Here is a 15914-nt window from a genome sequence, read left to right on the forward strand (position 1 = left end):
AAATAAGTAAACGGGATTTGGCCGCGGCAGGTTGTTAATGCCTTGCCCTTGGCCATCCCGTTTAATGTTTCAGATTATTTCCATGCGTCGATGATACCCATGAAGTCAGCAGCCTTCAGTGAGGCGCCGCCGATGAGTCCGCCGTCGATGTCAGGTTTAGCGAACAGCTCAGGAGCGTTGCTTGCCTTGCAGCTTCCGCCGTAGAGGATAGATGTTTCTTCAGCAACTTCGTTACCATACTTCTCTGCTACGATGCTGCGGATGTAAGCGTGGATCTCTTCAGCCTGCTCAGCTGTGGCTGTCTTGCCTGTGCCGATAGCCCAGATAGGCTCGTATGCTATAACGATGTTCTTGAACTCTTCAGCTGTGAGGTTGAATACGCTGCCTTCGAGCTCAGCCTTAACAACTTCGTTCTGCTTGCCTGCTTCTCTCTCCTCGAGGCTCTCGCCGATGCAGAAGATTACTTTCAGGCCGTTCTTCAGTGCGAGCAGCACCTTCTCTTTCAGTATTTCAGGAGTTTCTCCGTAGTATCCGCGGCGCTCTGAGTGGCCGAGAATAACATACTGAGCACCGGTGCTCTTTACCATTTCAGCAGAAACTTCGCCTGTGTAAGCGCCCTTCTCTTTGTCTGCGCAGTTTTCAGCGCCGAGAGCTATCACGTCCTGATTGAGGAACTGTGCTATGCTTGCCAGGTGGATGAACGGTGTGCAGATGATTACGCCGCAGTTTGGCTTGTTGCTGTTAAGAGTCTCGTTAAGTTCTTTTGCCAGGGCGATACCGTCCTGCAAGTTCATGTTCATTTTCCAGTTACCTGCTACAATTTTCTTTCTCATTTTTCTTTCTTTTAAAAAGTTGATATATTCTGTTTGAATGTTCTTTCTCCTTTAGCCACTGCGTGAACTTCCATGTGCGGTCGGCAAAGGTAAGCAACAGCAGCGGAAGTATGTACCACAGCAGTATTTTTGATATCTTGCCCGTCACGGAGTCTTCGGGCAGGTGTCCGTATTCTGTCGTCTCCAGCTTGCCCGTCTGATAGCTTAGCTGCGGCAGGTCGTTGTGGCTCCATTTGCCTATCACCACTCCGTCTTTCAGCAGCAGCAGTCCGGGGTTGCTTCTTATCACGGTCTTCAGTGTGGTCTCGTCGGTGAGATAGAACGGATATTCGGCTCCCGTTATGTCGCGCCAGTGCTGTATGCCCTCGTCGGTGCTTGCCGTCAGGCCGTAGAACGGATAGCCGTGGCTCTGGCAGTATTCGTATATCTGGTCGATCTCGCCGAAGTTAGAGTCGTCGGCATATTCGAGATGTGGCGATATCAGCAGGAATGTATAGCCGCGGCGGCTGAGCACGCTGTCGGTAAGGTCTTCGCTTCCGTCGGTGGTCTGTATGAAGAAGTCGTGTATCGGCGGCACATATCCCTCGGATATCTGCACGGTCTTGCTGTCGATGAAGGTCCATGTAGAGTCGGGATAGTTCTCGAGCGTAAACTCCTTGCGCTGTCCGTTCTTCTCAAGTATGAACGTTGTCTCAAACTCCGGGCCCTTTGCCCCCTCGGGTATCTCCATGCCCTTCTTTATGTCTGCGCCTATGTGATAGGGGCGGAAGTCGAACTGCGGCAGGGTGTAGAGGCTCCTGGTGCTCGAGAACAGGATGAAGATAATGGTGTAGGTTATCACTATCCACTGGTTGGTGCGGCTGATGAAGCGGGGCATCATCAGCGGCTTTACGCACAGCACGATGGCTGCCGCCAGCAGAACAACGTTCTTATAGAAAGTCTCCCAGTTGGTAAGGATTATGGCGTCGCCGAAACATCCGCAGTCTTTTATCGGGTTGGCAACGGCGAGCCACAGCGTCAGCGGAGTCATTATGGCCATGAAAAGCAGCACGAGCCTCGACATGAGGCGGCGGTGTATGGCAAAAAGAATGAACACGCCGAGGCAGAACTCAAGTCCGCCAAGCAGCACCGATGCGCCAAGCGTGAGATAGTCGGGCACATACTGGCTCAGCTGCACCACGTTGAGATAGTCCTGCAGCTTGTATTGTGTGCCTAATGGGTCTATAGCCTTGACATATCCCGAAAAGATAAACGTCAGCGATATTACAAGGCGGCAGACGTTGACCAATATTCCCGTTATGGCTTTTCTTGCGTGCATCGTCAATGTTTAAGAAAGTTTTATCAGCCCGAACACGGCATAATTGATTATGTCCATGTAGTTGGCGTCTATTCCTTCAGACACCAGGGTGGCCCCGTGTATGTCTTCTATTTCCTTTACGCGTTGTATCTTTGTAAGTATGAAGTCGGTATAGCTGCTCACTCTCATAGAGCGCCACGCCTCGTCGTAGTCGTGATTTTTCCTTATCATCAGCTGCAGTGCCTCGTCGGCCTTCTTGTCGTATATGGACAGTGCTTCGTCGGTAGATATGTCGGGCGTGTCGGCAAAGCCCATCTCGAGCTGTATCAGACCAACTATACCATAGTTGATGAGCGCTATGAACTCAGGGCGTATGCCTTCGCCCACGAGCGACTCTTTCTTTATCTCGAGGCTGCGTATGCGCTTGGCCTTGATAAACAGCTGGTCGGTGAGCGACGAGGGGCGCAGTATGCGCCACGACGGGCCGTAGTCGTGAAGTTTCTTGGCAAACAGTGCGCGGCATTCTGCCATGGCGCTCCTGAATTGTTCTTCTGTTTTCTGATTGTCTTTTGACATATTTTCTGAATAATCGGGTGCAAAGTTACTAATTTTACACGATATACGGCCAATATAAAATATTAATTAATAAAAAAGGTGAGCCGGCGGCGTCATTCTTTCATTCTTTTGTTTATGTATTTTATCTTGGCACATTCCACGTCGAACACCGTTTTCAGCGAGTCGCGCTTAACCCTTGTCAGCGTCAGGTTTCTCAGCTGTTCTGCCGTGGCCATGCCCTTGCTCTTCAGGTCTTCCACGGTTTTCTTCATCTGCTCATACTCGCTTTCTATCTTCTGCAGCGCTCTGTCCGTGTTCTCCACGTTCAGCTGTGCGCGCTTAAGCTCTATCTCCTGATACAGGCGCAGTGCGGCTTTGCGCTCGTCTATCGCCTCGGGGCATTTCTTTCGCAGCGAGTCGATCGTGGCGAGAGCCTCCTTATACTGTCCCTTGCCGAATTGCTCGCGTGCGTTGTCGAGCAGCCCTTCGGCCTCTTTCTTCATGTCGTTGCCTGTGCATCCTGCCATTGCCGCCATCATGGCTATGGCTGCGCAGAGCGTTGTTATCTTGTTTGTTTTCATTTTCTGTTTTGTATTATCGGGTGCAAATATAGTGCAAGTCGGGCGAAATGCAAAATAAATGCCCGTTAAACGGCTTATTATTTGATGTTTACGTGCTATGGCCTGGTCATAGTGCTGTATGATATATTTATTTTCTTAGGCTTATTGCCGGCCGTATGTTTTGTGGCGTTTGTGTATTGTCTTTTATAGCCGTAGACAATCATAAAAAGTTTTTTATAAAAACTCGTCACTCGTCACAATGCTGCTTAATTAGCTGACTGACAGGTGGTTAAAGTGTGATGAGTTGGACTCTTAACTCGTCACATGGGGCTTTTTGGTGGATTTTTTAGGAGTTAAAGCAGATTCTTTTTGGGAGTTGGAGTAGTTAAAGGAGTTATCGCTCACAGGGGTGAGCAAGGAGTTAAAGTCATTAGTCTTGTTGATAGTAAAAGTAGGGACGTACCACAGGTGCGCCCGCAGCCCGATTACGTGTAAATTTTATAGCCGGCAATATCATTTTGATGAATAATGTGGATTTATTGCTGTCCCAAGGATTCGTAGGCATATTGATGTAATTGTCTGTATAACAGATATTTATTCTTGATTATATGTTGCGGAGGATTTTTTCGATAATGCGTAATTTGGACACACCTGGGGTGTGTCCTTACAGGGGTGTGTATGGTAAAAAAGTGCGTATTTACGTCAATCGACGGCAGTAATAAGATGAGCCGAAGTCAATCTAAATCATGAAATTGGCTGTTTGAAGTCAACCAGAATCAAGAAACATCAACATTTTTTTGTTGCAGATGACGGATGTGATGAGTTGAAAATTCAACTCGTCACACCATAACATGTTGCCTGTCAGCAGGTTAAACCCAAATGTGATGAGTGACGAGTTTTTTAAAAAAACTTTTTGCGTTGATGACAACAGACTGCGACTTTACAGCAACCATATCCTTTTTATAATATCAGATGACACATATTGTATTGTAAAAGCATACCTTTTACGTTGCGAAAGGCCACCTTTTGCGTTCTGATATGCTACCTTTCGTGTTGCAAAAAGGCATCTTTCGTGTTGCTGTATGCGGTCTGGTGAATAGCTAAAATCCTCTTTTTGTGATAAACTCTCGTATAGGTCTTTCTGTGGCAGTTGTAACCTTTTTTACATGTTGATGATGTGCACTTTTATATTGTTCCTTGTTGTCCTTGTGTTGTATGGTAGTTGCTGTTATGAATAATAAAGAGCATGAAAACGGCTGTTGTGTCATTGTTTTTTTGTAATTTTGCAGCCGCTTAGAAATTTTTTGATTATGAAGTTACTGACAAACGCCGAATTGGCAAGCCTGCTTGATAAAGATATATTCCATAAGATTTCTTCTGCCGCCGATTCGCTTAACCTCGAATGTTATGTTGTCGGCGGATATGTCCGCGATCTGTTTCTTGAAAGGCCGTCGAACGATATCGACGTGGTTGTGGTGGGCAGCGGCATACAGCTTGCCGACGCACTGAAAAAGGAACTTGGGCGCAAGGCCAAGTTGTCGGTGTTCCGCAATTTCGGAACGGCACAGGTGAAATACCGCGACCTTGAGGTGGAGTTTGTCGGCGCAAGAAAGGAAAGCTATACGCACGACTCGCGCAAGCCGGTGGTTGAAGACGGCACGCTGGAGGACGACCAGAACAGGCGCGACTTTACGATAAACGCTCTTGCCGTGTGTCTTAACGGGCCGCGCTTCGGCGAGCTTGTAGATCCATTCGACGGAATTGCCGACATGGAAGACGGCATAATACGCACGCCGCTCGACCCCGACATAACTTTCTCTGACGACCCGCTGCGCATGTTGCGCTGCATAAGGTTTGCCACTCAGCTTAACTTCTTTATCGAAGAGGAGACGTTCGATGCCCTTGAGCGCAACGCCGACCGCATAGGCATAATCAGCGGAGAGCGCATTGCCGAGGAACTCGACAAGATAATGATGACCAAGACGCCGAGCAAGGGCTTCGTTGACCTGCAGCGCTGCGGTCTGCTTCAGCGCATACTGCCCGAGCTGGCTGCCATGGATATGGTGGAGACAAGGCAGGGAAGGGCGCACAAAAACAACTTTTATCACACGCTTGAGGTGCTAGACAACGTGTGCAAGCACTCTGACAACCTGTGGCTGAGATGGGCTGCGCTGATGCACGACATAGGCAAGCCGAAGACCAAGCGATGGGACCAGAAGATAGGATGGACTTTCCATAACCATAATTATATAGGCGCAAAGATGGTGCCCGAGATATTCAGACGACTGAAACTGCCGCTCGACAGCAAGATGAAGTATGTGCAGAAGCTCGTAAACCTGCACATGCGGCCTATCGTTATTGCCGACGACGTGGTTACGGACAGTGCTGTAAGGCGACTGCTTAACGATGCCGGCGACGACATAGACGACCTGATGATGCTGTGCGAGGCAGACATAACGAGCAAGAACGAGGTGCGCAAGCGCCATTTCCTCGAGAATTTCCGCATCGTGCGCTCTAAGCTCCACGACCTGAAGGAGAAGGACTATAAGCGCCTGCTGCAGCCCTGCATCGACGGAACAGAGATAATGGAGATGTTCAACCTTAAGCCTTCGCGTGAGGTTGGCGAGCTGAAGAAGGTGCTGAAGGATGCCGTGCTTGACAACAAGGTGCCCAACGAGCGCGAGCCGCTGATGCAGCTGCTTATGGAGAAGGCACGTGAAATGGGACTTTGTCAGGATAAGGCTTGACAAAGGTGCTGTCGTTTCCGGTAGACCGGCCTTGCGCTTTGCCATGCAATGCCGGTGCTGAAGGTATCGGCTGAATGTAAATCTTTTTATTTTTCGCAGACGTTTGGCGCCTCTACATCGCCAACGCCCGCGACGCAAAGGTATTTCTGACAGAAAACGGTCTAAAAACGATGGTTTGGTTAAGTGTCTGACGGGCAGCATTTTAATGTTTTATGCAGTATGAGTTTTCTTTTCCAAAAATGCAAAATGTGGCATCTTGCAGTGTAAAACCTATCCTTTTAGAGGTCAAAATGTCGCCTTTTGCGTTCTAATTTCACCCGTTTGTGTCTCCAAAACAGGCTGATTTTATATACGAAACTGCACTTGGTGTGAATTAATCTTAAATTGTTGGTCCTACAGCGTTGTGTGTTTTAACATATTTTTGTTATCTGCTTTCTGTTTCGTCAAAAACAAATGTCCTGATTTTTTACCGCTTTTTGTGCCGCGTACCGGCAGCGTGTTTTGTCCGAATAGCGCGATAATTATGTGGAAAGCGTTGCCATGCGCTGCGTTGCATGTATGCTTCGTTTTGTAATTATTTTTCGTTTTCAGGCCTTGTGCGCCGCATTGCGTGCATAGCTTTAAATTTTGACGCGCACACTGTTCAAAATGTTTTTGTTAATGCTACTTACAGTGAATTAGAGTTAAAACACAATAATTATCATTTAACCTTAATGTAATATTCAATAATAATATGTACATTTGCATCTCGAAAACTACCGGTGTGAAAATAGTTTTCAAAATATGATATAAGCAAATTAGAAATAATAGTATAAAAATTTTAGGAAAATAGGTATGAAAAGAAACAAATTTTTATTGCTTGCATTTGCTGTTGCCGCAATGTTAACATCGTGCGGGGGCAAGCAGGGAGGAAAAATGGGCGACAATGAGTTCGCTGTGAGGACAATAGAGACGCAGACCGCGAATCTCCAGTCTTCTTATCCTGCATCTATCAAGGGCGTCCAGGACGTGGAGATCCGCCCGAAAATTTCAGGATTCATAACAAAACTTTGCGTAAGAGAAGGACAGACCGTTAAGCGCGGTCAGCTGCTGTTCGTGATTGATAACGTAACTTATGCCGCAGCAGTGCGCCAGGCTAAGGCTGCCGTTAACTCAGCCAAGGCTCAGCTCAACACAGCAACTCTTACATACGAGAATAGCCAGAAGTTGTTCAAGAACAACGTAATCGGTTCTTACGAACTGCAGTCTGCCAAGAACAGCTACGAGTCTGCTAAGGCAGCTCTTGCACAGGCTCAGGCCAACTATGTATCTGCAAAGCAGAATCTCGACTTCTGCTATGTTACAAGTCCGGCCAACGGTGTAGTAGGCGATCTGCCTTATAAAGTCGGTGCGCTTGTAAGCTCTTCTAATGCAGAGCCGCTTACAACAGTGTCTGACATTAACTCAATGCAGGTTTACTTCTCAATGACTGAGAAAGACCTCCTCGACATGACAAAGACAGCCGGCGGACTCCACGCTGCAATAAAGGATTATCCTCCTGTTAAGCTGCAGCTTGCCGACGGTACAGTATACGGACATGACGGACGTGTGGCTGCTGTCAGCGGAGTAATCGACCAGAGCACAGGTTCTGTGTCTATTCGTGCCGACTTCCCCAACCCTGAGCATCTGCTCAAGAGCGGCGGTTCAGGAAGCATCGTCGTGCCTCATGCAAGCTCTTCTGCCATCGTTGTTCCGCAGGAAGCTGTCGTACAGGTTCAGGACAGATACTTCGTTTATATCGTAGGAAAAGACAATAAGGTTAAGTATAGCGCCGTTACCGTAAACCCCAACAACGACGGTAAGAACTATATTATCGAAAGTGGTCTGAAGGCCGGCGACAAGATCGTTGTTAAGGGTGTTACCACCTTGAAGGACGGTATGCAGATAACACCGATAACAGAGGCTCAATATCAGGAGAAACTGAAGAAGACAAGCGAGATGGGCTCGCATCAGAACGACCTGAACAAACTGAAAGAAGACCTTACAAAGTAAATCAGGTCGCCGGGCTCTGCGGCGTATGCAGGCGTCAGAGTGAATGCTTATGACGCCACTTGCCCTCAGCCTTACAACCTCATAAACAAAAGTAAAACAGAAAAAACATGAGATTAGATAACTTTATAAAACGCCCGGTGCTGTCTACGGTTATCTCAATATTGACAGTCATCCTGGGTCTTATCGGATTGGTGTCGTTGCCTATAGAGCAATACCCTGACGTTGCGCCGCCAACGGTGCAGGTAAGTGCCAACTATACGGGAGCCAATGCCCAGACCGTGCTCAACTCGGTTATCGTGCCGCTTGAAGAGCAGATCAACGGTGTGGAAGGCATGACATATATGACATCTACGGCAACGAACGAAGGTTCGGCCAGAATTACGGTGTTCTTTAACCAGGGTATGAACGCCGACATGTGTCAGGTAAATGTGCAGAACCGTGTGTCGCAAGCATCAGCCCTGCTGCCGGCCGAAGTTACAAAGGCCGGTGTGACGGTTGAAAAACGACAGACTTCAACCGTGCTCCTTATGGCCATCAAGGGAGACGCAGGCAGATACGACGAGAAGTTCTTGCAGAACTATGCCGACATCAACATCATTCCTGCCGTTAAGCGTGTAAGCGGTGTAGGTGGATGTGAAGTTATGGGTGCCAAGACTTATTCAATGCGTATTTGGCTCGACCCCGTAAAGATGAAGAATTACGGCCTTATGCCGACAGATATTTCTAATGTACTTGCCGAGCAGAATATTGAGGCTGCTCCCGGTAAGTTTGGTGAGCAAAGCGACAACCAATATGAATATACAATACGTTATAAAGGACGTTTGCAGACTCCTACCGAATTTGAGAACATGGTTATCTCAAGCGACGCAAACGGCAACACTATCCGTGTTAAGGATGTTGCACGAGTAGAGCTCGGCGGACTTTACTATAACGTTACTTCAAAGGTTAACGGTCAGCCGGCCGTCATGATGATGGTTACACAGACCGCTGGTTCTAACGCTACTCAGATTGTAAACGATATCAAGAAGGTTATCGACGAACAGCGCACTATGTTGCCTCCGGGCGTTGAGATTGTATATATGCAGGACGTTACAGAGTTCCTTTATGCATCAATGGCCGACCTTGTTCATACTCTGTTCGAGGCATTCGTGCTTGTGTTCATCGTGGTTTACTTCTTCCTGCAGGACTTCCGCTCTACACTTATTCCGCTTATCGCGGTGCCGGTGTCATTGGTCGGTACGTTCTTCTTCCTGTATGTATTTGGCTTCTCGCTCAACCTGCTTACGCTGTCTGCGTTAGTGCTTGCCATCGCGATTGTGGTCGACGACGCCATAGTGGTCGTCGAGGCCGTCCATGCTAAGCTCGACCTTGGATACAAGTCGGCACGCCAGGCCTCTATCGACGCGATGAACGAAATCTCTGGAGCCATTATTTCTATTACGCTTGTGATGTCGGCCGTGTTTATTCCTGTGTCGTTCATCGGCGGAACTTCAGGTACGTTCTACAAGGAGTTCGGTATAACGATGGCTATCTCAATCGTAATTTCGGCTATCAACGCTCTTACGCTTTCACCGGCATTGTGTGCGATATTGCTGAAGCCGAAGAACGAAGACGGCACAGTGCGCAAGATGTCAATGATTGACCGCTTCCATACTGCATTCAATGGCGCATACGGTAAGGTGCAGGACAAGTATACCAAGTGTGTCCGCAAGATAGTGGAGAAACCGGTTATCGCAATAATTGCTGTGCTCATAGGTGTTGCTGCTCTGGTAGTTACTGCTATGAACACAAAGACTGGTCTTGTGCCTGACGAGGATACTGGTACTGTATTCTGTACAGTGTCAACGCCTCCTGGAACCAGTCTTGAGAAGACCAACCTCGTTATGGATCAGGTTGACTCCATGCTTACTACCAACCCGGCCATCGAGAACATCCTCCGTATCACCGGTTATAACTTCATTTCAGGACAAGGTTCAAACCAGGGTACGTTCATTGTCAAGCTGAAGTCGTTTGAGGACCGTGACAAAGAAGAAGGATTCATGAAGTATTTCGATGTACACAGCATGGGTTCTAAGATGGTGCTCGGAATGATTTACAAGCAGACTGCTTCAATCAAGGGCGCACAGATTTTGGCCTTCCAGCCGCCTATGGTGCAGGGATTCTCTGCAACCAACGGTTTGACATTCTCTATGCTCGACCGTACCGGTGGTGACGTGAATGCGTTCTTTAACATTACTCAGAAGTTCCTTGCAGAACTCAACCAGCGTCCTGAGATAGCTACGGCTATGACGTCATACAACTCTCAGTATCCGCAGTATATGATTGATGTTAATGTTGCAAAATGTAAGCAGAGCGGCATCGACCCGAACACCGTGCTTACTGCAATGCAGGGATACTATGGAGGTCTGTATTCTTCAAACTTCAACTCATTCGGTAAGCTTTATCGTGTAATGATCCAGGCAGATCCGAAGATGCGTGAGGACATCAAGAGTATGAACAATGTATATGTAAGAACTGCAAACGGCATGGCTCCTATCAACGAGTTTGTAACAATGACCAAGGTTTACGGACCTCAGGAGATTGCACGTTTCAACCTCTTCACATCTATTGACATCAACGCCACTGCAGCAGACGGCTACTCTTCTGGTGACGCTATCCGTGCCATCGACGAAGTGGCTAAGCAGACTCTGCCTACAGGATATGGTTACGAGTTCTCTGGTCTGACACGTTCAGAGCAGGAGTCTAGCAGCTCTACGATGATTATCTTCGCACTCTGTTTGACATTCGTTTACCTTATCTTGAGTGCACAGTATGAGAGCTATCTCGTTCCGCTGTCAGTGATTCTTTCTATTCCGTTCGGTATTGCCGGAGCGTTCGTCTTCACAGACCTGTTCGGAAAGAACAACGACATCTACATGCAGATTGCGTTGATTATGCTTATCGGACTTTTGGCCAAGAACGCCATCCTTATCGTGCAGTTTGCTCTTGAGCGCCGCCGCACCGGTATGGCATTGTCGTGGGCATCAGTTCTCGGTGCAAGCGCCCGTCTGCGTCCTATCTTGATGACCTCGTTGGCTATGATTATCGGTCTTGCTCCGTTGCTCATCCCGATTGGTGTAGGATACAACGGAAACATGACCCTTGGTGCAGCCGCTATCGGAGGTATGCTTATCGGTATGGTCTGCCAGCTTCTGGTTGTGCCTGCTCTGTTCTATATCTTCCAATATCTGCAGGAGAAGATCAGACCGCTCGAGTTTGAAGACGAGGTTACTTCTGTCGATACAGAGTTGTTACAGTACACACGTCCTGTTGAAATGCTGAAAAATGATGATAAAAATGAAAAAGAATAATATATTGATAATGATTTCTGCGGCTGCTCTTTTAAGCAGCTGCGGAATCTACAACAAGTATGAGCGCCCGGAAGTGAACACCACGGGACTTGTACGCGATGTAGCTTCTGCCACAGACACTCTGGCTGTAACAGACACCACAAGCTTCGGCAACCTGCCTTGGCGCAGCGTGTTCACTGATCCGCAGTTGCAGTCTATCATAGAGAAAGGTCTTGCCAACAACACCGACATGCTCAACGCCGCGTTGAACGTTAAGATGGTTGAGGCTCAGCTCACTGCTGCAAAGCTGGCTTTTGTGCCTTCGTTCACGTTCTCACCGCAGGGAACCATCAGTTCGTGGGACGGAAGCAAGGCCACAAAGACCTACTCGCTGCCCATCAACGCAAGCTGGAGCATCGACCTGTTCGGCAATCTGCTCAACCAGAAGCGCAGCGCACAGATGGCACTGCTCGCCACAAAAGACTATCAGCTCGTCGTTAAGACAAATCTCATAGCCAACATAGCAAACATGTATTACACGCTGATGATGCTCGACAAGCAGCTTGAGATTGTCGACAACATGACCGGCCTGACAAAGGATACATGGGACATGATGAAACTGCAGAAGGAGCTTGGCAACACTAAGGAGACAAGCGTGCAGAGTGCTGAGGCCAACTACTATTCAGTGCTTGCACAGGCTGCCGACCTGAAGCGCCAGATACGCGAGACCGAGAACTCGCTCTCGCTGCTGATAGGCCAGCAGGCGCAGACCATTGGGCGCGGCAAACTCGACAACCAGTCGCTTCCTTCTGAGTTCAGCACGGGTATCGGCATACAGATGCTCAACAACCGTCCTGACGTGCATTATGCCGAGATGACTCTCGCACAGTGCTTCTACGACGTGCAGACAGCCCGCTCTAAGTTTTATCCTAACATAACGATAAGCGCCTCAGGAGCATTCACCAACAGCTCAGGTGCCGGCATCGTCAATCCCGGCAAGTGGCTGCTCAGTGCAGTCGGCAGTCTTGTTCAGCCGATATTCATGAACGGTCAGCTCGTGGCAGGTCTGAAGGTGGCCAAGGCTCAGCAGGAACAGGCATACAACACATGGCAGAATGCCGTTCTGTCTGCCGGCAGCGAGGTAAGCAATGCCCTGGTGCTGTATAACTCTTCAGATGAGAAGAGCAAGCTGGAGCAGAAGCAGATAGAGAGCCTTACCAAGAACGTTGAATACACCAAAGACCTCTTTGCTATGGGCAACAGCACATACCTCGAGGTTATCAGCGCCCAGCAGTCACTGCTTAACGCGGAGCTGGCTAAGGTACAGGACGACTTCTATAAGATGCAGGCCGTTGTAAATCTTTATTACGCGCTCGGCGGCGGCAGAGATTAAGTTTCTTAAGTCATTGCCGGCGCTGCGCCGATGCTGACAGCACGATGACATTGCGCCGGGATGATGACGGTTATAACATAAATTAGAATTGATAATATGATTAGTCCTAAAGCAGAAATAGATCCTAAAGCAAAAATCGGAAAGAATGTTACTATCTATCCGTTTGCTTATATAGAAGGCGATGTTGAGATCGGTGACGACTGCGTCATCTATCCTTACGTCAGCATAATGAACGGTACCCGCCTGGGACGCGGCAACAAGGTGTTCCAGAACACTGTGCTTGGAGCTGTTCCTCAAGACTTCAACTATAAGGGTGACCCTTCTCATCTTATTATCGGAAACGGCAACATCATACGCGAGAATGTCGTTATCAACCGTGCAACGTTCAGCGACGGCAAGACCGTGATAGGCAACAACAACTTCCTTATGGAAGGCGTTCACGTGTCTCACGACACAAAGATTGGCAACGGCTGCGTGTTCGGATATGGTACGAAGATTGCCGGCGACTGCGTCATAGAGGATGCTGTGATATTCTCTTCTGGCGTTATTGCCAATCCGGGAGCACGTGTGGGCAAGGCGTCTATGGTGCAGAGCGGATGCCGCTTCAGCAAGGATGTTCCTCCGTATATCGTGGCAAGCGATAATCCGGTGAAGTATGGTGGCGTCAATACCACTATCCTTAACAACCATGGCGTTTCAGAGAAGGTGCAGAGCCATATCGCTAATGCATACCGTCTGGTGTTCCATGGGCAGACCAGTGTGTTTGATGCTGTATTGCAGATTAAGGAACAGGTACCTGATGGCGAAGAGATACGCCACATTATTGAGTTCATTAACGGACAAAATTGGGTATAATCAGTAAATTATAATGATTTCTAAGTTTATATCATTTTAGGGTTTATCATTCGTGGGACTGACCGTGAGGTTCGTCCCACTTTCGTTTTTATCCCGAATCCTAAAGACAGATTTGGGTTTAAGCAGAATATATGCGGAGATGGATGATTTCTTTGCCCTGCTGCCGGTGGCGACAACATATCAGGCATATAGGCGAAAGGGCACATATTGCATTGCGAAAGACGGCAAAATGGAGACTAAAACACGGCCTATCGCACCATGAAAGGTATGCTTTTATGCAGGATGATGACATAAAAAGTTTTTCTTAAAAAACTCGTCACTCGTCACAATGCCACATAAGTCCCTGACAGACAAATGTTTATAGCGTGACGAGTTGCCGCTCCAACTCGTCACATCCTGGCTGAAGATGCCATTTTAGCCGAACTTAACAAGGAAAACACCTGCTTGAAGTCAACCAAAATCAGGAAAAAAATAATGTTTTGTCCTTTATTGAGCATGATGTGATGAGTTGAAACTGCAACTCATCACACCGTAACGTCTTGTTTGTCAGTGTGTTATGGCCGTATGTGACGAGTGATGAGTTTTTTATGAAAATATTTATATAGCAAATTCCTTTTCCCCTTTCTGATTTCGGTTGACTTCAAACAGACCTTTCACTGATTAAAGTTTACTCCGTTTAGATTTAAGGCTGTTATTGGCTTGCTTGTTTTCTGTCGGTATGGTAACAAGCCGCTATCGGCAGACATAGATGTTAAGTTCGGGGCATTTAGATGTATGCGTAGGGCGAGCAGGCAGATGCCGAAAGCCTGTATTATTTAATGCCGTAAGGCCTTTGTCTGAGACTTATGGCAGTGAAACTGGAGGCGGCGTATATAAAAGCACACTCCCTGTTGCTGTTATGGCAGGCAACAGGGAGTGCGCTTTTTATGTTTCTTGTGCAAAAGATTATTTTCTCATAAATTCTTTTATGCTTTCCTCAGGAATACCGAAGTTAAAGTTGTCGGTAGTACCTAGCTTGGCGAAGTTTACGGCCACCAGATTGCCGTATTCGTCAATCACGGGGCTGCCGCTTGAGCCCTGCAGCGTAGGTATGCTGTAGAGCAGGCGCTGGCCGTCAGACAGCTGCGTAACCTTGCCGCTCGTCATCTGCACCTTTATGCCCTGTTTGGTGTTGGCAAGCACAAGTCCGGCGTTATATCCTATCATATACAGCTGCTGGTCTATCTTCAGCTTGTCGTCGTCGCTGCTTGAGAAGAGGGTTGCCAGCTTGTCGGTGAACGACCGCTCAGAGTCGTCGCCTTTCAGTTTAAATATATATGTATTTTCAGGCGTCTTCTTGTTCTTTAGCTGTATTAGCGCGAGGTCGATGTTCTCTTTGTCAGATGTACGTACCACCACGCACGGATTCTTTATTATGAAGTCGCTTTCGCTGGTTACGTATGTGTTGTTGTAGGCAATGCCCAGTTCCGATATAGTCCTTATCTTAATGCCCTCAGGGTCAATGTTGTCGTCGATGCCTTCGCGCGACTGCTTCAGTGCCGTAAACTGCTCGCTCAGCTCTGCCTGTTGCGCGTTTATCTGTGCCAGCCTTTCCTGGTCTGTGTGTATAAATCCGTAGAAGTCGAAGTAAGAGCAGCTGCTCTTCTGGCTCTCCAGCTGGTCATACTGCTGCGACAGTTCCGCCATCTGCTCAGTGAAAAACTGCTTCAGCGTCTTCATGAATCTTATCATGCTGCGGCGTGCCGTCACGGCGTCGATGTCGGGCTGTGCCACGTGGCGGTTGGTCATCAGCGTGCCCTCCTTGTCGATGAAGAATGCCGTACCCGTTATCATGTTGCGGTCTTTCTTGGCTTCCTCAGCGTCGGCCGTCAGTCCGGTTATGTCGCCGTCTTCGTCAAGGCCCTTGAAATAAAGCGAGTTGCCGTTAGGAAGCTGCACCTCATAGTAAAACTCGTTTAACACCACTACCACACCCGAAGATGTCTCCTTGAACAGCTCTTCGGCAGATTTCTTGTTGCTGCATCCTGCAAATAATATCAGGATAAGGCTTAGCGTGAATAATTTTTTCATAATAAAGGCGTTTTCTTTTTCAACTTGTTTTGCCGCCTTTTGCAGCGGGCAGGAACGTATTTAAATGTTTTTTATGGTGAGCAAAGTTAACAAAAATGTCAGTATTTTAAAAATTATTATCAATAAAATTGTGCTACATGCCAAAACTTGTCCGGTTTAGCCATGTCAGTGTTTATCGTTGGTTTACACAAATGCTTTGTCTGCTTGGTTTTCCGCCAATATCATGCTTCCGCCAGAGCATCTG

The 15914-nt window shown here is 47.9% G+C and carries 7 protein-coding genes and 2 pseudogenes; 5 read left to right on the top strand and 4 right to left on the bottom strand.

What is annotated here, in order from left to right; all coding sequences use genetic code 11:
* Positions 1–74: 74 nt before the first annotated feature.
* The 3 genes and pseudogenes from ACU52_RS15515 to ACU52_RS00875 all read right to left on the bottom strand — a co-directional run bounded on the left by ACU52_RS15515 (position 75) and on the right by ACU52_RS00875 (position 3266).
* A pseudogene (locus ACU52_RS15515) lies at positions 75–2151 on the bottom strand (BT_3928 family protein).
* Between the two features lie 9 nt (positions 2152–2160).
* On the bottom strand, positions 2161–2706 hold the full coding sequence (locus ACU52_RS00870; RefSeq protein ID WP_053397391.1) for a DUF1599 domain-containing protein: 546 nt from the start codon (positions 2704–2706) through the stop codon (positions 2161–2163).
* Between the two features lie 92 nt (positions 2707–2798).
* Positions 2799–3266, bottom strand: a complete 468-nt coding sequence (locus ACU52_RS00875) for a hypothetical protein (protein WP_021855109.1) — start codon at positions 3264–3266, stop codon at positions 2799–2801.
* 1289 nt (positions 3267–4555) lie between these two features.
* Between ACU52_RS00875 and ACU52_RS00880 the strand changes: the two genes are divergently transcribed.
* From ACU52_RS00880 to lpxA, 5 genes and pseudogenes are all read left to right on the top strand, one after another.
* A complete protein-coding gene (locus ACU52_RS00880) occupies positions 4556–5992 on the top strand; it encodes a CCA tRNA nucleotidyltransferase (protein ID WP_053397392.1) in 1437 nt (478 codons plus the stop codon).
* Positions 5993–6826: 834 nt separating this feature from the next.
* A complete protein-coding gene (locus tag ACU52_RS00885; RefSeq protein WP_021855106.1) occupies positions 6827–8023 on the top strand; it encodes an efflux RND transporter periplasmic adaptor subunit in 1197 nt (398 codons plus the stop codon).
* 107 nt (positions 8024–8130) lie between these two features.
* Positions 8131–11373, top strand: a complete 3243-nt coding sequence (locus ACU52_RS00890) for an efflux RND transporter permease subunit (RefSeq protein ID WP_053397393.1) — start codon at positions 8131–8133, stop codon at positions 11371–11373.
* A complete protein-coding gene (locus tag ACU52_RS00895) occupies positions 11360–12745 on the top strand; it encodes an efflux transporter outer membrane subunit (protein ID WP_021855104.1) in 1386 nt (461 codons plus the stop codon). The genes ACU52_RS00890 and ACU52_RS00895 overlap by 14 nt, the downstream gene beginning before the upstream one ends.
* Before the next feature lie 87 nt (positions 12746–12832).
* Positions 12833–13614 (top strand): annotated as a pseudogene (gene lpxA, locus ACU52_RS00900) (acyl-ACP--UDP-N-acetylglucosamine O-acyltransferase).
* A gap of 931 nt (positions 13615–14545) precedes the next feature.
* On the opposite strand, the gene ACU52_RS00905 reads toward lpxA, so the two are convergent.
* Positions 14546–15670, bottom strand: a complete 1125-nt coding sequence (locus ACU52_RS00905) for a S1 family peptidase (protein ID WP_021855102.1) — start codon at positions 15668–15670, stop codon at positions 14546–14548.
* Positions 15671–15914: the final 244 nt, after the last annotated feature.

The organism is Xylanibacter rarus, assembly GCF_001275135.1.
Taxonomy (GTDB): Bacteria; Bacteroidota; Bacteroidia; order Bacteroidales; family Bacteroidaceae; genus Prevotella; species Prevotella rara.